The organism is Roseovarius aestuarii (genome assembly GCF_019966515.1).
Lineage (GTDB): Bacteria > Pseudomonadota > Alphaproteobacteria > Rhodobacterales > Rhodobacteraceae > Roseovarius > Roseovarius aestuarii.
The window spans coordinates 165,867-190,976 of sequence record NZ_JAIMIB010000007.1 but is presented as its reverse complement, the minus strand read 5'-3'; the positions used below and the strand labels follow the sequence as shown (position 1 = coordinate 190,976).

At 58.6% G+C, this 25,110-nt stretch carries 24 protein-coding genes; 3 read left to right on the top strand and 21 right to left on the bottom strand.

Annotated features, from left to right (window positions below):
• Positions 1 to 57: 57 nt before the first annotated feature.
• Positions 58 to 936: a tyrosine-type recombinase/integrase gene (locus tag LC334_RS11060; RefSeq protein WP_085800431.1), complete on the bottom strand. Its 879-nt coding sequence runs from the start codon at positions 934 to 936 to the stop codon at positions 58 to 60.
• Between the two features lie 344 nt (positions 937 to 1,280).
• Positions 1,281 to 2,156 carry a 3-hydroxybutyryl-CoA dehydrogenase gene (locus LC334_RS11055; RefSeq protein WP_085800432.1) on the bottom strand — a complete coding sequence of 292 codons (876 nt, stop codon included), beginning with the start codon at positions 2,154 to 2,156 and terminating at the stop codon, positions 1,281 to 1,283.
• A gap of 162 nt (positions 2,157 to 2,318) precedes the next feature.
• Here LC334_RS11055 and LC334_RS11050 point away from each other — a divergent pair, with 162 nt between their 5' ends.
• Positions 2,319 to 3,152: a DUF6473 family protein gene (locus LC334_RS11050; protein ID WP_085800433.1), complete on the top strand. Its 834-nt coding sequence runs from the start codon at positions 2,319 to 2,321 to the stop codon at positions 3,150 to 3,152.
• 168 nt (positions 3,153 to 3,320) lie between these two features.
• On the opposite strand, the gene LC334_RS11045 is transcribed toward LC334_RS11050, so the two are convergent.
• The 8 genes from LC334_RS11045 to LC334_RS11010 all read right to left on the bottom strand — a co-directional run bounded on the left by LC334_RS11045 (position 3,321) and on the right by LC334_RS11010 (position 10,775).
• Complete coding sequence (locus LC334_RS11045; protein ID WP_085800434.1) at positions 3,321 to 4,247, bottom strand: electron transfer flavoprotein subunit alpha/FixB family protein; 927 nt, start codon at positions 4,245 to 4,247, stop codon at positions 3,321 to 3,323.
• Positions 4,247 to 5,005 (bottom strand): electron transfer flavoprotein subunit beta/FixA family protein, encoded by a 759-nt coding sequence (locus LC334_RS11040; protein ID WP_085800435.1) that lies wholly within the window; start codon positions 5,003 to 5,005, stop codon positions 4,247 to 4,249. The genes LC334_RS11045 and LC334_RS11040 overlap by 1 nt, the downstream gene beginning before the upstream one ends.
• Before the next feature lie 285 nt (positions 5,006 to 5,290).
• Positions 5,291 to 6,892, bottom strand: a complete 1,602-nt coding sequence (locus LC334_RS11035; protein WP_223412953.1) for a BCCT family transporter — start codon at positions 6,890 to 6,892, stop codon at positions 5,291 to 5,293.
• A 30-nt stretch (positions 6,893 to 6,922) separates the two neighbouring features.
• Positions 6,923 to 8,086 (bottom strand): extracellular solute-binding protein, encoded by a 1,164-nt coding sequence (locus LC334_RS11030; RefSeq protein WP_176237686.1) that lies wholly within the window; start codon positions 8,084 to 8,086, stop codon positions 6,923 to 6,925.
• Positions 8,087 to 8,438: 352 nt separating this feature from the next.
• Positions 8,439 to 9,011 (bottom strand): cob(I)yrinic acid a,c-diamide adenosyltransferase, encoded by a 573-nt coding sequence (locus LC334_RS11025; RefSeq protein WP_085800438.1) that lies wholly within the window; start codon positions 9,009 to 9,011, stop codon positions 8,439 to 8,441.
• Position 9,012: 1 nt separating this feature from the next.
• On the bottom strand, positions 9,013 to 9,222 hold the full coding sequence (locus tag LC334_RS11020; RefSeq protein ID WP_085800439.1) for a twin transmembrane helix small protein: 210 nt from the start codon (positions 9,220 to 9,222) through the stop codon (positions 9,013 to 9,015).
• A 90-nt stretch (positions 9,223 to 9,312) separates the two neighbouring features.
• Positions 9,313 to 10,146, bottom strand: coding sequence for an SDR family NAD(P)-dependent oxidoreductase (locus tag LC334_RS11015; protein WP_085800592.1), 834 nt, complete (start codon positions 10,144 to 10,146; stop codon positions 9,313 to 9,315).
• Between the two features lie 35 nt (positions 10,147 to 10,181).
• A complete protein-coding gene (locus LC334_RS11010; protein ID WP_085800440.1) occupies positions 10,182 to 10,775 on the bottom strand; it encodes an SH3 domain-containing protein in 594 nt (197 codons plus the stop codon).
• A 139-nt stretch (positions 10,776 to 10,914) separates the two neighbouring features.
• On the opposite strand from LC334_RS11010, the gene LC334_RS11005 reads away from it, so the two are divergent.
• A complete protein-coding gene (locus LC334_RS11005; protein ID WP_085800441.1) occupies positions 10,915 to 13,218 on the top strand; it encodes a DNA topoisomerase IV subunit A in 2,304 nt (767 codons plus the stop codon).
• Positions 13,219 to 13,312: 94 nt separating this feature from the next.
• Here the strand turns inward: LC334_RS11005 and LC334_RS11000 are convergent, their stop codons facing one another.
• The 11 genes from LC334_RS11000 to LC334_RS10950 all read right to left on the bottom strand — a co-directional run bounded on the left by LC334_RS11000 (position 13,313) and on the right by LC334_RS10950 (position 24,589).
• Positions 13,313 to 14,254, bottom strand: coding sequence for a 3-hydroxyacyl-CoA dehydrogenase NAD-binding domain-containing protein (locus LC334_RS11000; RefSeq protein WP_085800442.1), 942 nt, complete (start codon positions 14,252 to 14,254; stop codon positions 13,313 to 13,315).
• Positions 14,255 to 14,257: 3 nt separating this feature from the next.
• Positions 14,258 to 15,064, bottom strand: coding sequence for a carnitinyl-CoA dehydratase (locus LC334_RS10995; protein WP_085800443.1), 807 nt, complete (start codon positions 15,062 to 15,064; stop codon positions 14,258 to 14,260).
• Between the two features lie 4 nt (positions 15,065 to 15,068).
• Positions 15,069 to 16,112 (bottom strand): LLM class flavin-dependent oxidoreductase, encoded by a 1,044-nt coding sequence (locus LC334_RS10990; protein ID WP_085800444.1) that lies wholly within the window; start codon positions 16,110 to 16,112, stop codon positions 15,069 to 15,071.
• A gap of 11 nt (positions 16,113 to 16,123) precedes the next feature.
• The gene (locus LC334_RS10985) at positions 16,124 to 17,605 is read right to left on the bottom strand and encodes an aldehyde dehydrogenase (RefSeq protein WP_085800593.1); all 1,482 of its coding nucleotides are present in this window, start codon (positions 17,603 to 17,605) and stop codon (positions 16,124 to 16,126) included.
• A gap of 437 nt (positions 17,606 to 18,042) precedes the next feature.
• Positions 18,043 to 18,435 (bottom strand): Na+/H+ antiporter subunit G, encoded by a 393-nt coding sequence (locus LC334_RS10980; RefSeq protein ID WP_085800445.1) that lies wholly within the window; start codon positions 18,433 to 18,435, stop codon positions 18,043 to 18,045.
• Complete coding sequence (locus tag LC334_RS10975) at positions 18,432 to 18,719, bottom strand: K+/H+ antiporter subunit F (protein WP_085800446.1); 288 nt, start codon at positions 18,717 to 18,719, stop codon at positions 18,432 to 18,434. The genes LC334_RS10980 and LC334_RS10975 overlap by 4 nt, the downstream gene beginning before the upstream one ends.
• Positions 18,716 to 19,216: a Na+/H+ antiporter subunit E gene (locus tag LC334_RS10970; RefSeq protein WP_085800447.1), complete on the bottom strand. Its 501-nt coding sequence runs from the start codon at positions 19,214 to 19,216 to the stop codon at positions 18,716 to 18,718. The genes LC334_RS10975 and LC334_RS10970 overlap by 4 nt, the downstream gene beginning before the upstream one ends.
• Position 19,217: 1 nt before the next feature.
• On the bottom strand, positions 19,218 to 20,762 hold the full coding sequence (locus tag LC334_RS10965) for a monovalent cation/H+ antiporter subunit D (RefSeq protein WP_085800448.1): 1,545 nt from the start codon (positions 20,760 to 20,762) through the stop codon (positions 19,218 to 19,220).
• Complete coding sequence (locus LC334_RS10960; protein ID WP_085800449.1) at positions 20,759 to 21,106, bottom strand: Na+/H+ antiporter subunit C; 348 nt, start codon at positions 21,104 to 21,106, stop codon at positions 20,759 to 20,761. The genes LC334_RS10965 and LC334_RS10960 overlap by 4 nt, the downstream gene beginning before the upstream one ends.
• Position 21,107: 1 nt before the next feature.
• Positions 21,108 to 23,990: a monovalent cation/H+ antiporter subunit A gene (locus LC334_RS10955; RefSeq protein WP_085800450.1), complete on the bottom strand. Its 2,883-nt coding sequence runs from the start codon at positions 23,988 to 23,990 to the stop codon at positions 21,108 to 21,110.
• Between the two features lie 392 nt (positions 23,991 to 24,382).
• Complete coding sequence (locus LC334_RS10950) at positions 24,383 to 24,589, bottom strand: cold-shock protein (protein ID WP_085800451.1); 207 nt, start codon at positions 24,587 to 24,589, stop codon at positions 24,383 to 24,385.
• A gap of 165 nt (positions 24,590 to 24,754) precedes the next feature.
• On the opposite strand from LC334_RS10950, the gene LC334_RS10945 reads away from it, so the two are divergent.
• On the top strand, positions 24,755 to 25,069 hold the full coding sequence (locus LC334_RS10945) for an arsenate reductase family protein (RefSeq protein ID WP_085800452.1): 315 nt from the start codon (positions 24,755 to 24,757) through the stop codon (positions 25,067 to 25,069).
• The last annotated feature ends 41 nt before the right edge of the window (positions 25,070 to 25,110 follow it).

The window sequence follows — 25,110 nt, the reverse complement described above, 5'->3', positions numbered from 1 at the left end:
ATGCGTCCGAAAGATGTCAGCGACCTCCAGCCTCGGGCGCGGCACCGCCCGCCCGCGTCACTCCGACCTTCGGTCCTGAAGCTGCGCCAGCAACTCGTAGGGACTGTCGGTGTCCCGGATCAGCTTGGTGGCCACATGGGTGTATTGCGCCGTCGTACTCAGCTTGGCATGCCCGAGCAAAACCTGGATCACCCGCACATCCGTCCCAGCCTCAAGAAGATGGGTCGCAAAGCTGTGGCGCAGCGTGTGCAGCGTACTGCGTGGCTTCTTGATCCCGGCAAGATGTTTGGCGGCACTGAAAGCGCGATGCAATTGGCGCGGTGACAGCGGGTTGATCCGGGGCTTGCCGGGGAAAAGCCAGCCGTCGGGCCGTGCCTCGCGCCAGTAGTCGCGCAGAAGTTCGAGCAAGCCGGGCGACAGCATCACCTTGCGATCTTTGCCGCCCTTGCCCCTCTCGACGTGGATGAGCATCCTGTCGCTGTCGATATCGCTGACCTTCAGATTGCAGACCTCGGACGCTCGGAGCCCCGTGCCATAGGAAATGCTGAGTGCCGCCCGATACTTCAGCCCCGGTCCCGGCGCGACCCGGAGTATCTCGAACACCTCTTCGGCGCTGAACACAACGGGCAGCTTGCGCGGCTCTGTGCGGAAGTGCAGGCAGTCCTTCAACTCCGGGCGTTTGCATGTCGTCTCGAAGAAGAACCGCAACCCAACAAGCCGCACATTGTAGGTCGACGGCGTGGCGTTCGTGTTTACCATGTAAAGCTGGTAGGCGCGCAGGTCTTCTGCCGTGGCAGTGTCCGGTGACCGCCCAAGAAACTTGGCAAAGTATCGAACCGCCCGGATATGCGCCTTCTGTGAGCTCTCGCCCAACCCTTTGATCCGCATATCTTCGATCATCCGCGCACGCAGCGGGCTTATCTTCTCCTGTGTCATGGGAACCTCCTGTCCGATTGAGAAACCTCAATCGTCAGGCAGGTCTGCCAAATCCCAAAACAGCTGGATCAGTGTCCAACACCCGCCAAGTGCGCCAATGCCGCGAGAGCGGCTTCGTCCTTGTCCCGCAAAGCGGCCGTTGATCTTGGATCAACTCGGCTCAGGTTGGTTCGTTTGAACTCCAGAAACTGCGGTGGGCTTCGGCAGGTCATGCCCGTTCCCGATTGCTGTGCTCATGGCCGACGTTTTTGAAGAAGCGTACATCCCGTGCGGTGATCTTCTGTACACCGGGACTTATGTACGTTTTGTGCGTACGGAATGTACGGCCTGTACGTTTTCGGCGTTCACCGTGTGGGCACAGGGGTTTCGCCGCGGTAATCGTAGAACCCGCGACCGGTTTTGCGGCCAAGCCAGCCGGCCTCGACATATTTGGTCAGCAAAGGGCAGGGTCGGTATTTGGTGTCTGCCAACCCCTCATGCAGCACGTTCATGATCGCAAGGCAGGTATCAAGGCCGATAAAATCCGCCAGCTCCAGCGGCCCCATCGGGTGGTTCGCGCCCAACCGCATCGACTGGTCGATCGACTTCACGTTGCCCACGCCTTCATAAAGCGTATAGACCGCCTCGTTGATCATCGGCATCAGGATGCGGTTGACGATGAAGCCGGGGAAATCTTCGGCGGTAGCCGATGTTTTCTTTATCTTTTCAACAACCTCCATGCAGGCATCGAAGGTCTCGGTGTCCGTGGCGATGCCCCGGATCAACTCGACCAACTGCATGACGGGGACCGGGTTCATGAAATGAAAGCCCATGAATTTCTCGGGCCGGTCGGTGCGGCTGGCCAGTCTTGTGATCGAAATCGACGAGGTGTTCGAGGTCAGGATCGTATGCGGTTGAAGATGCGGTAGCAGCTCGTCGAAAATGGCTTGTTTGACGGTCTCACGTTCGGTAGCGGCCTCGATCACCAGATCGGTCTTGCCCAGGTCAGTCAATGTCAGCGTGCTGGTGATCCGGTTCAGTCCGGCATCCATATCCGCCTGGCTGATCTTATCCCGGCTGACCTGGCGTTCCATGTTATTTCTGATGATTTCCAAGGCGCTATCTAGCGCCTCCTGGCTGATATCTGTTAGCAGGACATTGTATTCGGCCAGTGCCAGAACATGGGCAATCCCGTTACCCATCTGTCCCGCCCCGATCACACCAATTGTCTGGATCGCCATTCTGAACGCCCTTTCACGTCATTTGCCGCCAACATAGGCCCGCCAAGGGGGCAGCCGCAAGGCCCAGAGATCGCTAAAAACTGTGATGAATTTGAGCATTAGAGAATTCTCAATGGCTTTGGCCGAATCCTACTGGCGGGCAAAAAATACTTGGTGGGTGATATGGCTTATGAACGATTGGGGCGAAGTCCTCTTGACTATCTACCGTGTAGTTACGCGGGCTCAAAACTCAGTTTTCGAGGGCCACAGCGAAAGCTCGAAGGTCTCTATGCCAGTTTCCTGGGCGGTACAGACACTTACGGGAAATTCATCGAACAGCCATACCCAGCGTTAATCGAGGCGCGGACCGGCGTGAAATGTGTGAATTTTGGATGGCCCAATGCAGGTGTCGATGTGTATCTGAATGACCCCGGAGTGCTGATGGCCACGGCCCAGGCGGGTCTGACGGTATTGCAGGTGCCCTGCGTCGCCAACATGACAAATCGTTTCTATTCAGTGCATCCACGCCGTAACGACCGGTTCCTCGAAGCATCCGGCACGTTGCGCACTATGTATGGCGAGGTCGACTTTACCGAGTTTCACTTTGTCCGGCACATGCTGGAACGCTTGCAGGAAATGTCGGACGGGCGGTTCAGCACGGTACGCGAGGAAATTCAGATCGCCTGGGTCTCGCGCATGCAGCTATTGCTGCAAAAGCTTGACAGCAAGATCGTGCTGCTGTGGATGTCGGCGCGCAAACCCGAGAACGATGCCGATCAGACCAGCGCGGCCTTCGATCCCAACTATGTGACGCGCGACATGATTGAGGTTCTGCGCCCGTTGGTTGCTGAGGTGGTCGAGGTTACAGCGAGCAGGGTGGCACTATCCGAGGGCACGAAAGGCATGCGATTTACCGATCTTGAAGCCCCGGCTGCACAGCACGTACTTGGCCCAAGCGCGCATCACGAGGTCGCCGATGCATTGGGGCCGATGATTATCGAAATGGTTGGGTCATAGCGAGACGGCAAAATAACGTTAGTCGGCCTTCAAGAACGTATATGTAGTTCGAAGCCTACGCGTTGATGGCAGGTCGGATCATACGTCCGTTCACAAAGAAAAGACCCGCCGGTAATGGCGGGTCCTAACGTGTTTTCAGCAGGGCAATGCCTGCCAACATCTGGCGTATCAGAGTTTTTCGGTCAGCTCCGGCACAGCCTGGAACAGGTCGGCCACAAGGCCGTAATCGGCAACCTGGAAGATCGGCGCTTCTTCATCTTTGTTGATCGCAACGATGATCTTCGAGTCTTTCATGCCGGCCAAGTGCTGGATTGCGCCCGAGATGCCGACCGCGACGTAAAGATCAGGTGCCACAACCTTGCCGGTCTGACCAACCTGCCAGTCGTTCGGGGCAAACCCTGAGTCGACCGCTGCGCGCGAGGCACCAACGGCAGCCCCCAGCTTATCGGCGAGCGCTTCGATAATCTTGAAGTCTTCCTCAGATCCAACGCCACGACCACCGGAAACAACGACGCCGGCCGATGTCAGTTCGGGACGGTCGCTTGCCGCAACCTTGTCTTCAACCCATTCAGAAAGACCGGGATTGTCAGCCGCCGAGATGGTCTCAACACTGGCCGAACCGCCTTCACCTGCAGCGTCAAAGGTTGATGTCCGGAAAGTCACGACCTTCTTGGCATCCGAGGATTTGACCGTCTGGATCGCGTTACCCGCATAGATCGGGCGCTCGAACGTATTGCCGTCGACAACACCCGACACGTCCGAAATGACCATCGCGTCAAGCAGGGCTGCGACACGGGGCATGACGTTCTTGGCGTCGGTGGTGGCAGGGGCAACGATGTGCTCGTAATCGCCAGCCAGCGACACGATCAGCGCTGCGGTTGATTCCGCCAGGCGGTGACCCAGTGACGCGTCTTCGGCGACCAGCACCTTGGACACGCCGTCGATCTTGGCAGCGGCTTCACCGGCGGCAGCAGCAGAGCCGCCACAGCAGAGCGCGGTCACATCACCCAGTTTGCTTGCGGCAGTGACGGCCTTTGCGGTCGCGTCCAGTGCCAATTCGCCATCGGTTACTTCGGCGAGAAGAAGAACAGCCATTATACAGCCCCCGCTTCTTTGAGTTTCGCAACAAGCTCGTCGACCGAGCCCACGATTTCACCCGCCTTGCGGCTCTCGGGTTCGTCGGTCTTGACGATTTCCAGACGCGGGGTGACATCGACGCCGTAATCAGCCGCGGTTTTCTCGTCCAGCGGCTTTTTCTTGGCTTTCATGATGTTCGGCAGCGAGGCATAGCGCGGCTCGTTCAGGCGCAGGTCGACCGTGATGATCGACGGCATCTTGACCTTGATCGTTTGCAGGCCGCCGTCCACTTCGCGGGTGACCAGCGCATGATCGCCCTCAATGTCCAGACCCGATGCAAACGTGCCTTGCGACCACCCCAGCAGGGCGCTCAACATTTGACCCGTAGCGTTCATGTCGTTGTCGATCGCCTGTTTGCCTGCCAGAACAACGCCGGGCTGCTCTTCTTCGACAATCTTGGCAAGGATCTTGGCAACGGCCAGCGGCTCGATATCTGTGTGCACGTCATCAGCGGCGACCACCAGAATAGCACGGTCCGCGCCCATCGCCAGCGCGGTGCGCAGGGTTTCCTGGCTTTGCTTCACGCCAATCGAAACAGCGATGACTTCGTCAGCCTTACCGGCTTCTTTAAGGCGGATGGCCTCTTCGACGGCAATCTCGTCAAAGGGGTTCATCGACATTTTGACGTTGGCAAGATCGACACCGCTTCCGTCCGCTTTGACGCGAACCTTCACGTTATAGTCGATCACGCGTTTGACAGGTACGAGCACCTTCATTGGCATGGTCTCCGTTAAATTGAGGAAGAGCCGCGAAGCGACTCTTCAGAAAGCTCTCTGGCGCGTTATTACAGACTTGTTAATCCGGGAAACAGGGTAAAATCGTCACGTTTGCGTCTTGCGACGTCGCGTTTCCGGTATGACCGCAAGATTTTTTGAAAATCATTTAAGTTTTTGTAGAGGTGATGACGCCTGGATTTGCGCTACCGAGGGTTCGTTCGGGTCAAAAAATTGGGGGCGGATGATACCGCCCCCAATTGGTTTCACAGATTGATCGACTTCAGATCAGCGGTTCAGGAACTCGAGGTCATACTTGTCCTCGACATCCGGCGCCGGGTGATCCTCGTGCAGCGAATGCACAATGCCGTAAATCATGAAGAGCAGGATCACCGCGATCGGCAGACCCGCGACGATCGACGCGGTCTGCAGCGCGCTCAGCCCTCCAGCCAGCATCAAAACGCCTGCCACGATCCCCGAGGTCAGGCCCCAGAAGACCCGGAATTTGACCGGCGGATGCTCATCGCCCATCGACAGCATCGTGCACATCACCAGCGTGCCCGAATCCGACGACGTGACAAACCACGAGATCAGCAGGATCGTGATCAGGACAGTGATCGGATAGGTCAGAAAGTCATATCCGAACCCGGCCACCGTCTGGAACACGCCCGAGGCGTAATCGTTGTTCACCGCATCGACGACACCGGCGTTGTAGAAGAGGTCAACCCCGGAAGCTGCACCGCCAAAGACCCCCATCCACAGCGTCACGACCGAAGTCGGGATCAGCAGCACGCAGAAGCAAAACTGCCGGATGGTGCGGCCCTTGGATACCCGCGCGATGAAGAGGCCCACAAACGGGCACCACGCGATCCACCAGCCCCAGTAGAAGATGGTCCACCAGCCCTGCCATTGCACTTCAGGGTCGCCGTTGATCCAGAACCCCATCGGGATGACATTCCAAAGGTAGTCGCCAAAGCCCGAGATAGTGATGCCCAGCAGGAAGGCTGTCGGCCCAAGGATGATGAAGAGGATCAACAAACCGATCGAGGCCATGACGTTGCACTCACTGAGAATACGAACACCTTTGCCCACACCAGACGCTGCCGAGGCCGTGCCAAGGCAGGTAATGATCGCGACAAGGATCAACTGGTTTGTCTGGGTGTTCGCCATCCAGCCGAGGTTCTCCAGACCCGCTGCAATTGGCGTCACGCCAAGCCCCAACGAAGTTGCGAGGCCAAAGATTGTGCCAAAAACGCCGATCAGATCCACAAGATGCCCCCACGGGCCATAGATCCGATCCTTGAGAACCGGATAGAGGGCTGTCCGCAACGTGAGCGGCAGATCTTTGCGATAGGAAAAATAGGCAAGGCAGAGACCCACCAGCACGTAGAGCCCCCAGCCATGAAAGCCCCAGTGGAAGTTAGTCACCGTCACCGCCGATATTGCGGCATCGACGCTGCCGGCTTCGGCCCCGGCACGCTCCATGAATGGGCTGCCCTGAATGTGATACATCGGTTCAGCCACACCCCAGTAGATCAGGCCCGATCCCAGGCCGGCGCTGAAGAGCATGCAGATCCACGAAAAGGTCGAAAAGTCCGGTTCGTCATCATCCTTGCCCAGTTTGACATCGCCAAACCGGCTGACCAGCAGCCAGAAAACAAAGAACAACGCAGCATTCACCACGATCACATAAAACCAGTCCATGGTGTTGATGATAAAGCCTTTCCCGGCGGCAAAGACCTCGGATGAGCGTTCGACATCCATGATCGTGTAGCCGACAAAGCAAATAATCATGAGCATCGACAAGATCCCCATGAGCGGGTTCATCCCCGCGAATAGCCCCGACTTGGCAACAAGATTGTCGGGCGTTTGTGTTGATTGGTCACTCATTTTTTATACCTCTGTATCCTGTTTTCCAGCCTATCGAACCGTTCCGGATGCACCCTGGCGCGCGCCAGCCGACATCCAAAGGTCGAAAAGCTCTTCCAGGCGTTCGTGGTTTGCGGACCACCATGCTGCATCGGACAGGATATGCTGTTTGTCCTCAAAGGCCGGGCCATTCGGGATCTTGTTCAGGGTGTCGTCCGACAACCGGGTCAGTGACGATTTGCGCGTCGGACCGTTGGGCAGGAAGCCTACCATATTGGCCAGCGAATTGGTGCTGCTGGCATAACGGATGAAATCCATCGCCTCGTCCTTGTGGCGGCTGCCTTTCGGAATACCGAAGAGATCAAGCTCGATCACACGGCCATCCATGTTGACGGTGAAATCCGCACCATCTTCCTCGGAGGCGGTAGCGCCGGTTGTGGCCCAGATCATCGACATCGCGACTTCGCCGGCGTTCAGCATCCGGACCGGCTGGCGCCCCGCCTGCCAGGTTTGCAAGCCCGAGCGGATGTTTTCCATCTTCCCGAACGCACGTTCCACGCCTTCGTCAGTTTCCAGCATCGGGTAGACGTCTTCGCGTGCAACACCGTCGGCCATCAACGCCCATTCCATGATCACGGTCGGATCATCGCGGATCGCACGGGCGCCCGGATAGGTGTCGGTGTCGAAGAAATCGGCGATGGTCGCGGGCGGATTGTCACCATAGGTCGAATTACTGTAGGCAAAGGCCGTGCCCCAGACGATGACGCCAACGCCGCAATCATTCAGCGCGCCCTCGACGAAATCTTCTTCAGCAGGTGTGCCATCCGCCCCGGCGGGCAGGTCGATATCCGACAGGTTTTCCAGCAACCCTTCATTGCAGGCCCGCAGCGAATCTGCCTGTGTCAGGTCCACAACATCCCAGACCACATTGGCCGATTCCACCTGATCGCGTATCTCGTCGATGCCGCCATTATAGTGTTCGACATTGACGCGGGCACCACGTTCGTTTTCGTAGGGCCGCACAAAACCCAGCATCTGGCTGCGCATATAAGGGCCGGTCCACGAGGTGAAGGTGATCTCGGGTTTTGCCATTGCCGCGGTATCGCCTAGCCCGGCAGTGCTCTGTGCGGTAGCTGTGGCTGGCAATGCCCCGACCACCAGTACGGCGCCGAGCATCCTTACCGTCGCAGAGAATCTGTTTCGACAGAAATTCATTCTTGTCCTCCCTTGTTCTAGTTCCATCCAGTTGTTTTTCGCGGAACATGCGTGCTCCGGTCTTTGGATGTTGTCGCAGCTATACTTCAGAAAACCTGATGATAACTTCAGCAAAGCTTGAATGAGATTGTGTCCCACACGGCTGAAATAAGCGACTCAAAAAACAGGGAAAGCGACATTGGAGCTGAGTCTTGGCCCGGACCCAAGTGGTTCAGACGGTTTCATATCTGTCGCCCGAATGCGTGCTGCGGTAATTTCCCCGGGATGATTCCGAGGATTTTTTGCACTGCTTTCGGGGGCCGGCGCTCTGTCCTTCAGATCGCCGGGCTGTTCCCCGGAAGGTTCGCCGCTGTTAGCGGTTAGCTCCAGGAACCCACAAGACATCGCTTTGGCCATTATCGTTAGCCATGCGGGCGGCAACGAAGAACCAGTCAGACAGGCGATTGAGGTACTTCACCGCCGCCGGGTTGATGCTTTCTTCGGTGGCGAGTTCTACCACAAGTCGCTCTGACCGGCGGCTCACCGTCCGGCAAAGATGCAGGTACGCGGCCAACTCGGATCCACCCGGCAGGATGAAGCTGCGCAGTGGTTCCAGCACCTTGTTCATGACGTCAATCTCGGCCTCCAACCGTTCAACCTGTGCGTCGGTGACGCGTAGCGGCGGGTATTCGGCATCCGCATCCTTTTCCATATCGGGACGGCACAGATCCGCCCCAAGGTCGAAAAGGTCATTCTGGATGCGCGCCAATGCGGTGTCCACATCGCCCGAGGCGTGCAAACGCGCCATCCCTACGGTCGCGTTCACCTCATCGGTGGTGCCATAGGCGTTCACCCGGGACGAGTGTTTGGCAACGCGGTCGCCGTTACCCAGGGCGGTTTCGCCGGCATCTCCGGTTCTGGTATAGATCTTGTTCAGAACGACCATCTTATTGCCCCGTTTGTCTGCGGATGAATACGAACAGCAGGATCAGCACCACGGCGACAAACTGTGCGCCGATGCGCCAGCGCATGATCCTGTTGGCGTGCTTTTTGTTGAAGTCACCGCCCTTGCCAAAGGTCACGATGCCGAACAGCAAAATGCCCGCAACAGCCAGACAGGCAATTGCCACGATGTAAAAGAGCGGATCATCAGCCATCTGACAGGTCCTTTGCAGCGAATCTACCCGCACATCTAGAGGTCACGGCAGCAAAAGCGAAAGCGTAATCGTGACGCAGGGCGTGTTTGGTCAGCTTCTGGACAACACCCAATCCAAGGCGCGGGTTGGCAGGATACGTCGTAGCGTCCCCATCATATAGGTCGGGGTCGTCACATAATAGCGCGCCCGTGGACGACGCGATTCTACTGCATGCACTAGTTTCTTGGTGACCGCCGAAGCAGGCAACTCAAACGTGTCTCTGCTGCCGTCATGTTCATAAAGCCGCTTGAGCAGGCTCGCGCGATACTGGTCGGCACGGGGCGAGTTTTCCCAGTCGATCCAGCGTTCGAATTGCGGGATCGAATTGACCCGGATTTTCGAGGTGACGGGTCCCGGCTCGATCAGAACGACCTCGATCCCTGTTCCCCTCATTTCAATGCGCAGTGTATCGGTCAGACCCTCAAGCGCGTATTTGGTGCTGTTATAGGCCCCGCGCCACGGCAGTGTCACAAACCCCAGCACCGACGAACACTGCACGATGCGCCCATGGCCCTGTTGGCGCATCACCGGGATGATCCGGCGTGTCAGATCGTGCCAGCCAAATACATTGGCCTCGAATATTTCCCGCAAAGCGCCGCGCGGCAAATCCTCGACCGCGCCGGGGCAGGCGAAGGCGCCATTGTTGAATAGTGCATCAAGCGTGCCGCCCGTGGCGTCAAGAACCTGTGCCACGGTGGTGTCGATGGTCTTTTCATCTTCGTAATCAAGCAGCGGGCTTTCCAACCCCTCGGCGATCAGCCTGTCGCAATCGGCTTGCTTGCGGCAGGCGGCAAACACCCGCCAGCCCCGTGCTTTAAGCCCATGTGCCGCATCATAGCCGATGCCTGACGAACAGCCGGTGATCAGAATGGATTTTTGTGTCATGCCCCAGCTATGGCGCGAGCGGCTTTGTGATGCAATCAGTTTGCCGCCGCCGTCACCAGCCAATCGGCAATCCAGCCTTCCTGACCGGTGTCGGATACGCGAATTCTAAGCCAGTCCTCGCCGGGGTTCTCCAGCACCTCGACCGCGGTACCTTCGCTCAGGCTGCCGATCGCCAGGTAAAACGTACTGGGCCCATCCCGCAGATTCACGATGAAACCGGTGACGCGCCTGGTGTCCGCCAAGGGCGCGAGTTGATCGGCTGGGATTTCCGGGGTATCGACGATCTCAGGCGCTTGTGTAAGGTCTTCGGTTTTAGCAGCATCAGCTTCAAACTCAGGCTCGACGATCTCATCTGCTGACACCGAGGCCAAGGTAATCGCAACCCCGCCCTTCTTGGTCACGTCCAGATCATCCACCAATGGCAGGGCACGGGCGGCGTCGCCTTCGGAAACCGGCGCTTCGGCCAGTTCGGCCACTTGAATCGACCCCGGACGCGCCAACGGACGCGTGTCATCAAGTTTGGTCCTGGCCTGAATGGACTGCAGACGCGGCTCGTAATCCGCGCCCCCGCTGAGGACGTAGAAAGACCAGCCAAGAAAGGCGAAAGAAACAAGCATAAAACGCCACATGCGCAACCCCTAATTCAACAAACAAACTGAGCAGCATCGTCAGCATAGCCGATTCCCTTACCGGTTTCATGGGAAAAGCATGAAACTTTCCCTCCTAACCCGCTTTACGGGCCAATCCGGCTTGGGTATCACAGCATCTATGAGCAACGTGCTGGATGACCCCAATATCGGCCCCGAAACCATAGCAGAGCCCCTGCGCCGTGCAATCGGCGACAGGTATCTGACCTATGCGCTCAGTACGATCATGCACCGAGCATTGCCCGATGCGCGTGACGGTCTGAAGCCGGTACACCGCCGAATCCTCTATGCCATGCGCGAGTTGCGGTTGAGTTCTACCGGGGGCTTCCGGAAATCCGCCAAGATCAGCGGCGACGTGATGGGCAACTACCACCCGCACGGCGATGCCGCGATCTATGACGCGATGGCGCGTTTGGCTCAGGATTTCGCGGTGCGTTACCCGCTGGTCGACGGGCAGGGGAACTTCGGCAATATCGACGGCGATAACCCCGCCGCCAGCCGCTATACCGAGGCGCGGATGACCGCGGTGGCCGAGGCTCTGCTGGAAGGGTTGAACGAAAACGCGGTCGATTTCCGCGACAATTACGATGGCACGCTGACCGAGCCGGTCGTGCTGCCCGCCACTTTCCCGAACCTGCTGGCCAACGGCTCTTCGGGGATTGCCGTGGGCATGGCGACCAATATTCCGCCGCATAACATTGCCGAGCTGTGTGATGCCTGCCTGCACCTGATCCGCACGCCAGACGCGCGCGACGACACGCTCTTGAAATACGTACCCGGCCCCGATTTCCCGACCGGCGGCGTCATCGTGGAGCCACCTGAGAATATTGCGCAGGCCTATCGCACTGGGCGCGGGTCGTTCCGGCTGCGCTGCTGCTACGAGGTCGAGGATATGGGCCGCGGCCAGTGGCAGATTGTGGTTACCGAAATCCCCTATCAGGTGCAGAAATCCAAGCTGATCGAAAAGATCGCCGAGTTGATCCAGACCAAGAAGGTTCCGATCCTCGCGGATGTGCGCGACGAAAGTGCCGAGGATATCCGCCTGATCCTCGAACCGCGTTCCAAGAATGTCGAACCGGATGTGCTGATGGGCATGCTCTACCGCAACTCGGATCTGGAAGTGCGGTTCTCGCTCAACATGAACGTGCTGATCGACGGGTTGACGCCCAAGGTTTGCAGCATGAAAGAGGTGCTGCGCGCCTTCCTCGATTTCCGTCAGGAAGTACTGATCCGCCGCTCGACCCACCGGATGGAAAAGATCGACCACCGGCTTGAGGTATTGGAAGGGCTGGTTGTGGCCTTCCTCAACCTCGACCGGGTGATCGATATTATCCGCTATGATGATGACCCCAAAGCGGCGTTGATGCGCGAAAACTGGTCTAAGGCCCATGTGCGGGCCAAAGACGAGGCCGATTATGTGCCGCCAGGCCCTGACGAGGGCGAGCTTTCCGAGCTTCAGGCTGAGTCGATCCTCAACATGCGCCTGCGCAGCCTGCGGCGGCTTGAGGAAATGGAGCTTCTGCGTGAGCAGTCCGAACTGATGGAGGAACGCGCCGGGCTCGAAGACCTGCTGGACAGCGAAACGCTGCAATGGGAGAGCATCGCCGCCCAACTCAAAGAGGTGAAAAAGAAGTTCGGCAAGGATTATGAATACGGCGCGCGCCGCACCCTGATCGAAGAGGCTGCCGAAGTTGAAGAAGTGCCGCTTGAGGCGATGATCGACCGCGAACCGACTACCGTAGTTTGCTCGCAGATGGGCTGGATCCGGGCGATGACCGGCCATATCGACCTGAACCGCGAGCTGAAATTCAAAGACGGCGACGCGCCGCGCTTCATGTTCCATGCCGAGACCACCGACCGGCTACTGGCCTTTGGCTCTAACGGGCGCTTTTATACCGTCAGTGCCGCTAACCTGCCCGGCGGGCGTGGTATGGGTGAACCCTTGCGACTGATGGTGGATCTTCCCAACGAGGCCGAGATTGTCGATCTGTTCATTCATCAGCCGGGGCGGAAACTGCTCGTGGCCTCCAGCGCAGGCGACGGATTTGTCGTGCCCGAGGACGAGGTGCTGGCGCAAACCCGCACCGGCAAGCAGGTGCTGAATGTCAAGCAAGACGTGCGCGCGCAAGTATGTCAGCCAGTGACAGGCGATCACGTGGCCTGTGTGGGCGAGAACCGCAAGGTTCTGGTCTTCGCACTGGAAGAACTGCCCGAAATGGGTCGGGGCAAGGGCGTCCGGCTGCAAAAGTACAAGGATGGTGGGCTCAGCGATGCCACGACCTTCACCTTGTCCGAAGGGCTCAGCTGGCTCGACCCCGCGGGTCGCACCCGTACAGAGACCGAGCTTGCCGAATGGACCGGCAAACGCGCCGGTGCCGGGCGCATGGCTCCACGAGGGTTCCCGAGAGATAATAGGTTCACCTGATCGGCGCCGTATTTTCCCCGCCAATCAAGGAGTGATCTTAAAGGTTTAAGAACGTAGTAAATCCGTTCCTACACAATGCTGTACGCCTGATAGCTTACGCATCGCTCTTCAATGCGTTAAGAACCGCCACGATCTTCCTGTCCCGCTCTGCTGCCATCTCCTCGAAATGCTGGCCGCCGGCAATCTCATTGCACCCATCGACCATCCGGTTGCGCAACTCCTGCGTCAGTTCAGGTGCTTCCAGCCGGGTCCAAGGCCATTTCAGCGCCGGGCCGAACTGATCGAGATTGGTTGCCATGCCACCGGCACCGCAGGCCACATGGAACGCCATGCATTGCCCTTGAACGACCATGCGTGGCGCGGGGCCATTTTTCAGCGCGATATCAATATCTTCAGGCGTGGCCTCGCCATTGGCAACCATATGCAGTGCCTCGCGCCACAACGCCTCCTGCAGCCGCGTAGCGACGAAGCCCGGGATTTCCTTTTTCATCACCAGCGGTGCCTTCCCGGCGATTTCGTAGAAATCCCGCGCCCAGGCCACGGCATCGGGATCAGTCCGCTTACCCCCTATGATTTCGACCAGCGGCAGCAGGTAGGGCGGGTTGAACGGGTGTCCGATAACCGTGCGTTCTGGTGTCGAACAATCGGCCTGAATATCCGTCATCATCAGGCCCGAAGTTGACGATGCGATCACCACCTTGGGCGGCACCATCTCACCCAGTTCTTTGTAGAGCGCCTGTTTCAGATTTAATCTTTCAGGGGAGCTTTCTTGAATAAATTCAGCGTCCTGCGCTGCATTCCTCAGGTCACACACGATCTTTAACTTTTTGATCGAGGCACCTTCTGCGAGGCCCAATGCCGTCAGGCTGACCCAGGCCGTAGCAACAATCGCGTCGAAGCTTTCACGCTCGGACGGGTCATGGATATAGGCGGCGACATCGTAACCCCGCGCCAGAAAATGCGCGGCCCAGCCAGCCCCAATTGGCCCGGCGCCGATGGTGGTGACGCGGGTGATGGATTTCGGATCGGGATACATGACCTATTCCCCTTTGAAATTGGGTTCGCGTTTTTCGACGAAGGCCGCGACGCCCTCGGCCGCGTCATCGGATTTCAGCATCTTGCGATAGGTCGGCATCGGATCAGTGCGCATTTTGTGGAAAGCCTGCTCCAGCGGCACGCATTCGATCTCGCGCTGCACTTCCTTGACGCTTTGCATCGCCAGCGGCGCAGACCATGCAATCGAGGCCGCCCATTCCCGCGCCGCATCCATCAACTGATCTTTGGGCACGACCTTGTTGACCAGCCCGTAATGCGCGGCTTCGTTTGCGGTCATCCGGCGACCCAGCAGGAACATCTCCATCGCGATATTATGTGGAATGCGCCGGGGAAGGCGCTGCAGCGCGCCCGCATCGGGCACGATCCCAAGCGGCATTTCCGGCAGGCCGAATTCTACGTGATCGGCAGCAATCAGCAGGTCACAGCCCATCGCCATTTCGAAACCACCGCCAATCGCCAGACCGTTGATCGCGGCGATCACCGGCTTGTTCAACGCCCAGTTTTCCGTGAGACCGGTGAAGCCGCCAAATCCGTACTCATCCGCCTCCCACCAGTTATCAAGCTGCATCTCACCGTCATTCAGCGCCTTCAGGTCCCATCCGGCCGAGAAAATCTTTTCGCCTCCGCCGGTCAGGATGGCGCAGCGCAGTTCCTTATCCTCGTGCAACTCCTGAAACGCGGCGGCCAGCGCCTGCGAGGTCGGTACGTCGATCGCGTTGACCTTGGGCCGGTCCAGCGTCACTTCCATCACATGGCCGTTACGAGCCACCTTCACGCCACTTTCAGACATGTCTTCAATCCTTTGCTTTAAATGCAGGAATCACTTCATTGCAGAACAGTTCCATTGACCGTTTCTGAGTATCGTGATCCAGCCCCATCGAGGCGTAGTAGATGAATTCATCCACCCCGAGCGCCTCGTAGCGTTTCAGTTTTGCGATCACCTGATCGGGCGAGCCGAAAAGCAGGTTTTCCTCAAGCATCGCCGGGTCGTATTGTTCACGTCCGGTCAGGTCCTCCAGCGGAATCTGTTTGGGAAAGCCGTTTGTGACGTCCCCGGCGTTGCGGAAGAGGTTTTCAAACTGCCCCAGCACGCAGCGGATGGCATTGAGCGCTTTTGCGCGGTCGTCTTCCTTATCGTAAACAGCCGCATGGCGCATCATCGCAAATGTGGGTCTGAATCCATTACCCGCCTTGATAACTGCCTCATCCAGGTGCTGTTTGTACAACTCTGCTTCACTAAATGGGCGAGTCAGGGGCCAGCTCATCACGTGGCATTTTTCGCGCAGCGCGTAGTCATAGGTGATCGGCGACCGGGCAGCGACCCAGACGGGCACCTCCGGTTGCAGCGGCTTTGGGCAGGAGGTTGAGGTCGGGAACTGCCAGAATTCGCCCTCATGGGCCACGTCACCCTGCCAGAGCGCGCGGACCACCGGCAGCATTTCCTGCATGTATCGCCATGCATCTGACTGCTTTAACCCCGGGTGCATCCGGTCGAACTCTCGCTGGTAAGCCCCTGATCCAATGCCGAATTCCAGGCGGCCATCACTGATCAGGTCCAGCATCGCCGCTTCGCCCGCCAGGTTGATCGGGTGCCAGTAGGCCGCGGTGGCGACCGCCGTACCCAGGCGGATCGTGTCGGTATGCTGTGCCCACCATGTCAAGATCTGAAACGGATTGGGTGCAATGGTCATTTCCAGCGCGTGATGTTCCGCCGCCCAGACGATGTTGAACCCACCTTGTTCGGCCGTCTGCACCATGTCCAGCGTGTGCCGCGCCACGTCGCGCATATCGGCGCTGTCGCCCATCCGCTCAAGATTGATCGCCAGTTGAAACCTCATGGTCAGCCTCCTCAGCGCATCACGAACGGGTTAGCCATCGGTTCGTCCGATGTGTTCATCCACACCGTCTTGGGTCTTGTGTAATCGTACATCGCCTGGAACCCGCTTTCGCGGCCATAGCCCGAGCCCTTGATGCCACCGAATTCGGCGATGGGAGAGACCACGCGGTAGGTATTGACCCAGACAATCCCGGCGCGTACCGCATCGGCCATACGCAGGCTGCGCGCGCTGTCGCGGGTGAAGATGCCAGCAGCCAGCCCGTGCTCGGTATCATTTGCCAGTTCAATGACTTCTTCCTCGGTCCGGAATTTTTGCGCACAAAGGACTGGCCCAAATAGTTCGGTATCGACGATCCGCAGGTCCTGTCGGGGACAGGCCAGGATGGTGGGTTCGAAGAACAACCCATCGGTGTCCTCGGGCCGCTTGCCGCCGGTCAACACCTCGGCGCCTTCGCTGACCGCATGAGCAATCTCGGCTTCGATATGATCGCGCTGTCCAACGGTGCAAAGTGGCCCCATCTGGGTTTCGTCCAACAAGGGATCGCCGATCATGATCTTGCGCGCCTGTGCCACCATGCGTTCGAGGAACTCATCGGCGATATCCTCGTGCAGATAGAGCCGGGACCCGGCGACACAGCTTTGCCCGGTCGCGCCGAAAATACCTGCAATTGAGGCATTAACCGCACTTCCTATATTGGCATCATCGAACACGATGAAGGGGGATTTGCCACCCAGTTCGAGGCTGACTTCGGCGAAGTTATTCTTCGAGTTTTCAAGGACATGGCGCGCGGCCCCGGGGCCGCCGGTGAAGGAGATCCGCGCAACCAGCTTATGGCTGGTGAGCGCTCGGCCGCAGGGGTCGCCATGGCCGGTGACGATGTTGACGACACCCGGAGGGAACCCGGCCTCTTCGATCAGTTTGCCGAATTCCAGCATTGCGGCGCTGGCGTGTTCCGAGGCTTTCAACACCACCGTATTACCCGCCGCCAATGCCGGGCCAATCTTGACCGCCACGAGGAAAAGCTGGCTGTTCCACGGCACCACGGCGGCAACCACGCCCAGCGGTTCGCGTTTGGTGAAGGCAAACATGTCGGGCTTGTCGATGGGCAGGGTCTCGCCGCTGATCTTGTCGGCACAGCCCGCGTAGAACTGGAAGAACTCGGCAATGTATTTGGCCTGCCAGCGGGTTTCCTTGAGCATCTTGCCGGTGTCGATGGTCTCGATCCGGCCCAGATCTTCGGATTTGTCGGCCAGAAGCTCGGCCAACCTTCGCAGATGCCTGCCACGCTCAGAAGGTGTCATCTTGGACCACGGGCCAGTGGTGAATGCCTCATGTGCGGCGCGCACAGCACGGTCCACGTCCTCCTCGGTGGCCTCGGGAACGCGGGACCAGACCTTGCCCGTTGATGGGTTTTGGCTTTCAAACATGCCGCCATCAGCCGCTGCCACCCATTCGCCGCCGATCAGCATCCGATAGTCCTGAATCTCGCCCATGATACTCCCCTTCACGATCGCTGATTCCCATTCTTGACCGATCTCGGGCAGGTGTGTGCGATTTATCGTCATGTTGTGGCGAAAAATATTCATGCTATGTGGCTTGGTATTCAAACAGCCTGCACGGTCTTAGGGTGACTGCCGCTCGCCGGACCGCTCTCATCAGCATTGGCCTGAGGCTAACGTTGGCTCGCCAAGTGTTGAGCCGCGCATTGACGATGCGTGTTGCGGCGATCTGACATAAGTGATCGCCACTCCATCTTCGTCAAACCCGAAAAACTTCAGTTCGTGGCACTTGCCCCACCAAATCGCCGCCGCGTGGGTACGCGTCGTCAATGCGCGGCGGCCAGCGCTTTGATTCCGTGCAGAAGATCAATCCAAGAGGCCGCCGCCGGCCAGCCCCCGCCTCGGTACTCCCTGCCAGAAGCTCCACTCTTCTAGGCTTTTTCTGTCTTGGTATATTCGCGATCGGCCTCGGGTATGTCCAGCGTGGACCAGGTTTCATCCTTGGTTGGCGGCGGTGGCGTTTCGCAGGATTTCTTGTGAATAACCACCTTGGCGATGAAGTTCGCCGAAATCGGTGCGGTGACAAACAGGAAGGCCATGATCAGCAGCTCATGGATCGACCAGCCATCTCCAAAGGCGTAGGAATGGATCATCGACGCCACCAGCAGGGCGCCGACGCCCACGGTGCCGACCTTGGTGGGCGCGTGCAATCGGGTCATCGAGTCGTTGAATTTCAGCAGCCCGATGGATCCCACCAGCGAGAATATAGCCCCGACCAGCAACCAGAATGCGACGAAAAAAGTGGCAATCATCTCGAGCATCATTCGATGATATCCCCCCGCAATACGAACCGCGCGTAGGCGACGGTCGACACGAACCCGAGCATCGCAATGATCATGGATGCCTCAAAGTAGATCCGCGTGCCCTGTGCGATGCCCAGAAGGATGATCAGCCCGATGGCATTCACGACCATCGTATCCAGCGCCAGAATGCGGTCACCGGTGTCAGGCCCGATGACAAGCCGGATCATGGCCATGATCTGTGCCAGAGCGACCGCGACAAAGGCGATGATCAGGGCGATATCCATGAGATTGCTCGCAAGGCTCATACGAAAATCTCCTTCAGTCGGCGCTCGTAGCGATCCTTGATCTGATCTCGCACCTCGTCGGGGTTCGGTGCGTCAAGTGCATGTACCAACAGGCTGTGGCCTTCGTTCGACAGATCCGCCGAGACCGTACCGGGGGTCAGCGTGATCGTGCCCGCCAGAATGCTGATGGCCTCGGGCTGTTTCAGATCCAGCGGGATCACCACCCAAGCCGGGCGCAGTTTCGAGTTTGGCCGCGTCAGCACGATCCAGGCGACCTGCACGTTGGCAATCAGAATATCCCACATCACTAGCAGCACATAGGGGATCATCGGGATCAGGCGAAAATTGAGCGGTCGGTCCGGCCACCAGACGGCGGTGGCGCGGGGAATGATGATCCCCAGGATCAGCCCGAACACGACCATGCCCGAGGTCACACTGTTTTGCAGCAGAACCCAGACCACCGTCAGGAGCAGGGTGAGGAAAGGATGCGGCAACAACCATCGGAATGCCTTGATCATGTCAATGTGCCTCCTTTTTGCCGTTGCTCAGTTTGCCCGGCGTGTCCAGCACGGTTGAGACATAACGATCTGGCGCGAAAAGCTGCGTCGCCATCTTGCCCATATACTGATGGACCTGCCCGGCGAATACTGTATGCGCGATCAAGAGGCTCAGCAGCCCTCCCACGGCCACATAGGACAAAGCGGCCGGGCGCGGTGCCTGAGGCTCGGAGGCGGGGCGTTCAATGCTGACCGATTTCCAGAAAACGGTGCTGCCGGCCCGGGCAAATCCCACGACACTGATCAGGCTGGCGCTCAGCACAATTCCCCAGGTCCAGACCACCAGCGGCGATGTAAAGGCCGCATCAAGGATCAGGAGTTTGCCGACAAAGCCTGACAGTGGCGGCAGACCGGTCATGGCAATCGCGCCGGTAAAGTAAAGTGCTGCGGTCAGGGCCGCGCCCGATACGGGCGGCAATGCGCGCAGATGCAGGCTGTCGCGGCCTGCGCGGGTCAGATCGACAATCAGGAACAATGCTGCAGCGGCCAGGGTGGAATGCACTATATAGTAGAGCGCTGCGGCGATGCTGACGGGGGTGAACATCGAAATGGCGACCATCACCATGCCCATCGAGCCGATGACCGCGAACGCCACCAATCGGTCCAGTTTGCGCGCCGCCAGAACGCCGACCATGCCGATTGCCAATGAGATCAGCGCAGCGGGCAGGAGCCAGAGCCCGTGCAGCCCGGCCGTCACCTCAAGATCAGGCGGAAAGATCATCGTATAGACGCGGATGATCGCATAGGCGCCCACCTTGGTCATGATCGCGAAAAGTGCCGCGACCGGGGCCGGAGCCTCGGCATAGCTCGACGGTAGCCAGAAATGCAGCGGCACAAGTGCTGCCTTGATCGCAAATACCAGGAGCAGCAGGACCGAGGCGATGCGGATGCCGACACTGGCACCCGGATCAATCAGGGCAACCCTTTGCGATAGATCCGCCATGTTAAGAGTGCCGGTTTCGGCATAGATCGCGCCGAGGGCAAAGAGGAAGAGCGTCGAACCCAGCAGGTTATAAAGCACATATTGCACGCCCGCGCGCAGCCGCTCATTGCCACCCGAATGGATCATCAGCCCGTAAGAGGCAATGAGCAGCACCTCGAAAAACACAAAGAGATTAAAGAGGTCACCGGTCAGGAACGCGCCCATGATCCCCATCAACTGGAACTGGAAAAGCGCGTGAAAATGCCGCCCCCGATCATCCCAGCCAGATCCGATCGCGTAGAGCAGCACGAAAAATGCCAAAACCGAGGTCAGCAGCACCATCAGGGTCGAGAGCCGGTCGCCTACGACAACGATGCCGAAGGGCGCGGCCCAGTCGCTCAGCCGGTAAAGCATCACGGTTCCATCTGAGGCTTCCCAGGCAAGACCGGCGGTGATCGCGATCAACGCCAACACGCCCGCCACGGAAAACACCCGCTGGATGCCGATATGATAGCGCGCCGCCAGCACGATGAACGGGGCCAGGATCGCGGGCAAAACAACGGGAAGGATGATCCAGTGGGTCATTGGGCCTCCTCCGCTGCGGGTTCAGCCGGGTCATCCACATGGTCGTCATCCGACCCCAGATAAGCGCCAAGCGCGATCATCACGATCACTGCCGTCATCCCGAACGAGATCACGATTGCGGTCAGCACCAGCGCCTGCGGCAGCGGGTCGGTATAGGTCTCGACACCTTTGATCAGGATGGGCGAGGCGCCGATGGTCAGTCGTCCCGAGGCGAAGAGAAAGACATTGACCGCATAGGTCAGCAGCGACACGCCCATGATCACGGGGAATGTGCGCAGTCGCAGCACCAGGTAAAGCCCGGCGGCGGTCAGGATGCCAATGGCAGAGGCGACAAGCAATTCCATCTTACACCTCTCCTTTCGTGCCGGGCTGGATCGGATCGGGCAGATCGTCGCGCGACGGATTGATATCCATCGCATGTTCGCTGTCGGGCATGTGGGCGCGCCGCGCCAGCCGCGAGAAGCTTTCAAGCGACAGCATGACTGCGCCGACAACCGCGAGGAAAACGCCCAGATCGAAGGCGGCAGCGGTGGCCAGCTCGAACTTGTCGAAGGGCGGGATGCGGTAATAGGCGAAATCCGACGTCAGGAACGGCTTGCCCACGAACCATGATCCGATGCCGGTCAGCCCGGCCACCAGCACGCCCGCGCCGATGATACCGTGATAGGGATAGTGTAGCCGCGCCGAGGCCCAGCTGAATCCGCTGGCCATATATTGCATCACCACCGCGATTGACACGATCAGCCCGGCGATGAACCCGCCGCCCGGTTCGTTATGGCCGCGCAGGAAGATGTAGAAACCCACCATCAGCGCCACCGGCATCAGCACGCGTGTCAGCACTACCATCATCATCGGATGCCGGTCTCCGGCACGGGGTTGATCCGGCAAGCGATTCAAGAGCCGGGCGCGCACCGGCCCTGACAGCAGCGTCTCGGTCAGGGCGTAAATCAGCAGCGCCGCGATGCCGAGCACGATGATTTCGCCAAAGGTATCGAAGCCCCGGAAATCGACAAGGATCACGTTTACCACATTGGTGCCACCGCCGCCCTTGTAGGAATTCGCCAGATGGAATTCCGAGATCGAGGGTGAGACGAAGTCGCGCAGCAGGAAGTGATAGGACATCGCCGCGGTAGCTACCCCTCCAGCGATGGCGACCGCCCCGTCGCGGGTGCGCCTGAGGACGCTGCTTTCAACCGGTGTCCGGTTGGGCAAAAAGTTAAGCGCTAGAAGCAGCAGAATGATCGTCACCACCTCGACCGTGATTTGTGTCATCGCTAGGTCAGGCGCGCTGAAATAGACAAACCCGATCGAGACCATCAGCCCGACAATACCGATCAGGATCAGCGACAAAAGCCGGTTGCGGTGTAAAAAGACCAACCCGCCGGTGGCCGCCACCAGCATCAACCAGCCCGCGACCGGTAGTGCGCCTGCGGGCTGCATAGCCCGCGTCATTTCGCCCAGGGTGCCAGTGCTCCAGGCATGCAGTCCGGCGGCGATCACTGTGACCGCCATGATCGCGCCGTATCGGGTAAACGCGCCATTATGCAGGGGGTGCGTCAGAACCCGGGACAAAGCCACAGAACCCGCAATTACGCCCTTCTCAAAGATTGTTTTCGCCTCGGGGCGTGGGGTGTTGTCCCAGAACCGCAATGCCGGTCGATAGGCCGCCAGCAGAGCAAGACCACCCAGAACCGCCACCAGCGACATGAAGAGCGGCGGTGTCAGCCCGTGCCAGAGCTTCAGATGCGCCTTGGGCATTTCCACCGTGCCGCCCAGCACGGCCTCGGTAACCATACGCACGTAAGGTTCGGCCAGAAACGGAGCGAGGCCGATGACCACCACCAGCAGCACCAGCAGCGCCGGAGGGAGCCACATGCCCGAGCCCGGATCATGCGGCTTGGTTGGGTAATCGTCGCGCACCGGACCCAGAAACACATGGCCGATCAAGCGAAAACTGTAAGCGGCGGAAAAGAGCGAGCCGACAACCACCAGAACGGGCATCATCCAGTGCGAGCCCCAGAGAACTGTGTGGGTGGCTTCCTCGAGCATCATTTCTTTCGACAGGAAGCCGTTCAGCGGCGGGATGCCTGCCATCGACAGCGCCGCGATGGTCACGATCACGAAGGTCACCGGCATCAGGGTACGAAGCCCGCCAAGCCTTCGGATATCACGGGTATGCGCTTCGTGGTCGATGATCCCGGCTGACATAAAGAGTGCCGCCTTGAAGGTGGCGTGGTTCAGGATGTGAAACACCGCCGCCATCGCGCCAAAGGCCGTGCCGGTGCCCAGCAGCATGGTGATCAGGCCCAGATGGCTGACCGTCGAGAAGGCCAGCAGTGCTTTCAGGTCGTGTTTGAAAAGCGCGATGACAGCGCCCAGCACCATCGTGACCAGACCCGCCGTGGTGACGATCGCAAACCATTCCGGCGTGCCCGACAGTACCGGCCACATCCGAGCCATCAGGAAGATGCCCGCCTTCACCATCGTAGCGGAATGCAGGTAAGCCGAGACCGGCGTCGGCGCGGCCATGGCATGCGGCAACCAGAAGTGGAACGGGAATTGCGCCGATTTGGTGAAACAGCCAAGCAGGATCAACAAAAGCGCGGGCACGTAAAGCGGTGATGCCTGGATCATCTCGCGATTCTCTAAGATCACGCTCAGGTCATAGCTGCCCACGATCCGGCCCAGGATCAGCATGCCACCGACCATCGCCAGCCCGCCCATCCCGGTCACCGCCAGCGCCATCCGTGCGCCCTGACGTCCTTCGGGCAAGTGCTTCCAATACCCGATCAGCAGGAAGGAGGATAGCGAGGTAAGCTCCCAGAAGATAAGCAAAAGCAAAACGTTATTGCTTAAAACAATGCCTACCATCGCGCCTTGGAATAGCAGCAGATAGGTAAAGAACTCGCCCATATTGTCATCGCGTGAGAGATAGGACCGCGCGTAGGTGATGATCAGCAGCCCGATGCCAAGGATCAGACTGGCAAAGAAAAACCCCAACCCGTCCAGCATCAGTGTGAAGTTCAGCCCCAGAAGCGGAAGCCAATCCACCCGTGCCATTACCACTTCACCGGCGATCACGGCGGGCAGGTTGGTCAGAAGGCCAATAAACGCGGCCAGCGAGACGATAAAGGTGACCCCGCCGCATGCCTGCCGCCCCGCGGTATTCATCAGACCTGGCAACAGCGCGCCGAAAAAGGGCAGTGCGACGATGATAAAGAGGCTCACGAAAACTCCTTTTGCGGGAACTTAAATCATTTACCCTTTTTGCAGAAGTTTCAACGCTATCTCAATACTAACCGGCCAAAGCCCTCAGTTCCGCTGTGATTTCGGCCTGAAACGGGTATTCCCGAGCCGTTCCTCACAGATTTTCCGACCTACTCTCGCGAATCCAGGGCGCGGCGGTGGAAACCGTCGAAAACATAACCGACCCGGCGGGCACATGGGCGATATCGGATCACCCATTCAGCAAAACCAAATCAATCAGACTTTCAGAGAGGAAGGCAAAAAACAAGCGCGCTGGGCCGCTGGTCACCGCAGTCATCCGGCATAGTAGCCTGCGCCGCAGGTTGTTACCCGGGCGAAGGCCATGATTTTATAACAAATACGATGTTGCGCAGTCAGAGCAGCTTGAGATCGCCAGCCATTTGACGCCCGTCGCGCCCATCCTGAAGCTCATAAGAAACCTTTTGATTGTCAGCCAGCCCTGTCAGGCCGGAGCGTTCGACGGCCGAGATATGCACAAAGACATCCTTGCCGCCATCTTCGGGTTCGATAAAGCCGAAACCCTTTGTTGTATTGAACCATTTCACGGTGCCGGTAGGCATGCCGCTTCTCCTTCTTGACTTCCAGTCCCCGGGAATATGCCGGGCCATGCGGCGAATGTGCCGCCGCGCTACCGATGATTGCATGGCCCCTGCAAAAAGCAAGTGAAACCCCGTGACCTTTGCGTTACCGATCGTTATGGAAGGTGGAAAATACCGGGGGGAACGATGGTTATTTATGGTCTCAAAAATTGCGATTCCTGCCGTAAGGCATTGAAATCATTTCCTGATGCTGAACTGCGTGATGTCCGCGCCGATGGCGTGCCCCAAAGCGTGCTGAAATCCGCCTATGCGACTTTTGGTGTAGCACTTCTCAATACCCGCTCTACAACCTGGCGTGGACTAAGTGATGCAGATCGCGCCACCGCACCGCTTGACCTGCTGACAGAGCATCCGACGCTAATGAAGCGCCCTCTGATTGAGCAGCATGGTCAGCTATATCTGGGTTGGAATGCCGAGGTTGAGGCCGCCCTACTTGGATAAACTGGCAGGAATGCCTATCTGCATCTCGTAAGTTGGAGGGT

Bases quoted from the DNA above. Each gene is read 5' to 3' on its own strand.
- LC334_RS11060 (WP_085800431.1), bottom strand. From the start codon at position 936: ATGACACAGGAGAAGATAAGCCCGCTGCGTGCGCGGATGATCGAAGAT.
- LC334_RS11055 (WP_085800432.1), bottom strand. From the start codon at position 2,156: ATGGCGATCCAGACAATTGGTGTGATCGGGGCGGGACAGATGGGTAAC.
- LC334_RS11050 (WP_085800433.1), top strand. From the start codon at position 2,319: ATGGCTTATGAACGATTGGGGCGAAGTCCTCTTGACTATCTACCGTGT.
- LC334_RS11045 (WP_085800434.1), bottom strand. From the start codon at position 4,247: ATGGCTGTTCTTCTTCTCGCCGAAGTAACCGATGGCGAATTGGCACTG.
- LC334_RS11040 (WP_085800435.1), bottom strand. From the start codon at position 5,005: ATGAAGGTGCTCGTACCTGTCAAACGCGTGATCGACTATAACGTGAAG.
- LC334_RS11035 (WP_223412953.1), bottom strand. From the start codon at position 6,892: ATGAGTGACCAATCAACACAAACGCCCGACAATCTTGTTGCCAAGTCG.
- LC334_RS11030 (WP_176237686.1), bottom strand. From the start codon at position 8,086: ATGAATTTCTGTCGAAACAGATTCTCTGCGACGGTAAGGATGCTCGGC.
- LC334_RS11025 (WP_085800438.1), bottom strand. From the start codon at position 9,011: ATGGTCGTTCTGAACAAGATCTATACCAGAACCGGAGATGCCGGCGAA.
- LC334_RS11020 (WP_085800439.1), bottom strand. From the start codon at position 9,222: ATGGCTGATGATCCGCTCTTTTACATCGTGGCAATTGCCTGTCTGGCT.
- LC334_RS11015 (WP_085800592.1), bottom strand. From the start codon at position 10,146: ATGACACAAAAATCCATTCTGATCACCGGCTGTTCGTCAGGCATCGGC.
- LC334_RS11010 (WP_085800440.1), bottom strand. From the start codon at position 10,775: ATGTGGCGTTTTATGCTTGTTTCTTTCGCCTTTCTTGGCTGGTCTTTC.
- LC334_RS11005 (WP_085800441.1), top strand. From the start codon at position 10,915: ATGAGCAACGTGCTGGATGACCCCAATATCGGCCCCGAAACCATAGCA.
- LC334_RS11000 (WP_085800442.1), bottom strand. From the start codon at position 14,254: ATGTATCCCGATCCGAAATCCATCACCCGCGTCACCACCATCGGCGCC.
- LC334_RS10995 (WP_085800443.1), bottom strand. From the start codon at position 15,064: ATGTCTGAAAGTGGCGTGAAGGTGGCTCGTAACGGCCATGTGATGGAA.
- LC334_RS10990 (WP_085800444.1), bottom strand. From the start codon at position 16,112: ATGAGGTTTCAACTGGCGATCAATCTTGAGCGGATGGGCGACAGCGCC.
- LC334_RS10985 (WP_085800593.1), bottom strand. From the start codon at position 17,605: ATGGGCGAGATTCAGGACTATCGGATGCTGATCGGCGGCGAATGGGTG.
- LC334_RS10980 (WP_085800445.1), bottom strand. From the start codon at position 18,435: ATGATGCTCGAGATGATTGCCACTTTTTTCGTCGCATTCTGGTTGCTG.
- LC334_RS10975 (WP_085800446.1), bottom strand. From the start codon at position 18,719: ATGAGCCTTGCGAGCAATCTCATGGATATCGCCCTGATCATCGCCTTT.
- LC334_RS10970 (WP_085800447.1), bottom strand. From the start codon at position 19,216: ATGATCAAGGCATTCCGATGGTTGTTGCCGCATCCTTTCCTCACCCTG.
- LC334_RS10965 (WP_085800448.1), bottom strand. From the start codon at position 20,762: ATGACCCACTGGATCATCCTTCCCGTTGTTTTGCCCGCGATCCTGGCC.
- LC334_RS10960 (WP_085800449.1), bottom strand. From the start codon at position 21,106: ATGGAATTGCTTGTCGCCTCTGCCATTGGCATCCTGACCGCCGCCGGG.
- LC334_RS10950 (WP_085800451.1), bottom strand. From the start codon at position 24,589: ATGCCTACCGGCACCGTGAAATGGTTCAATACAACAAAGGGTTTCGGC.
- LC334_RS10945 (WP_085800452.1), top strand. From the start codon at position 24,755: ATGGTTATTTATGGTCTCAAAAATTGCGATTCCTGCCGTAAGGCATTG.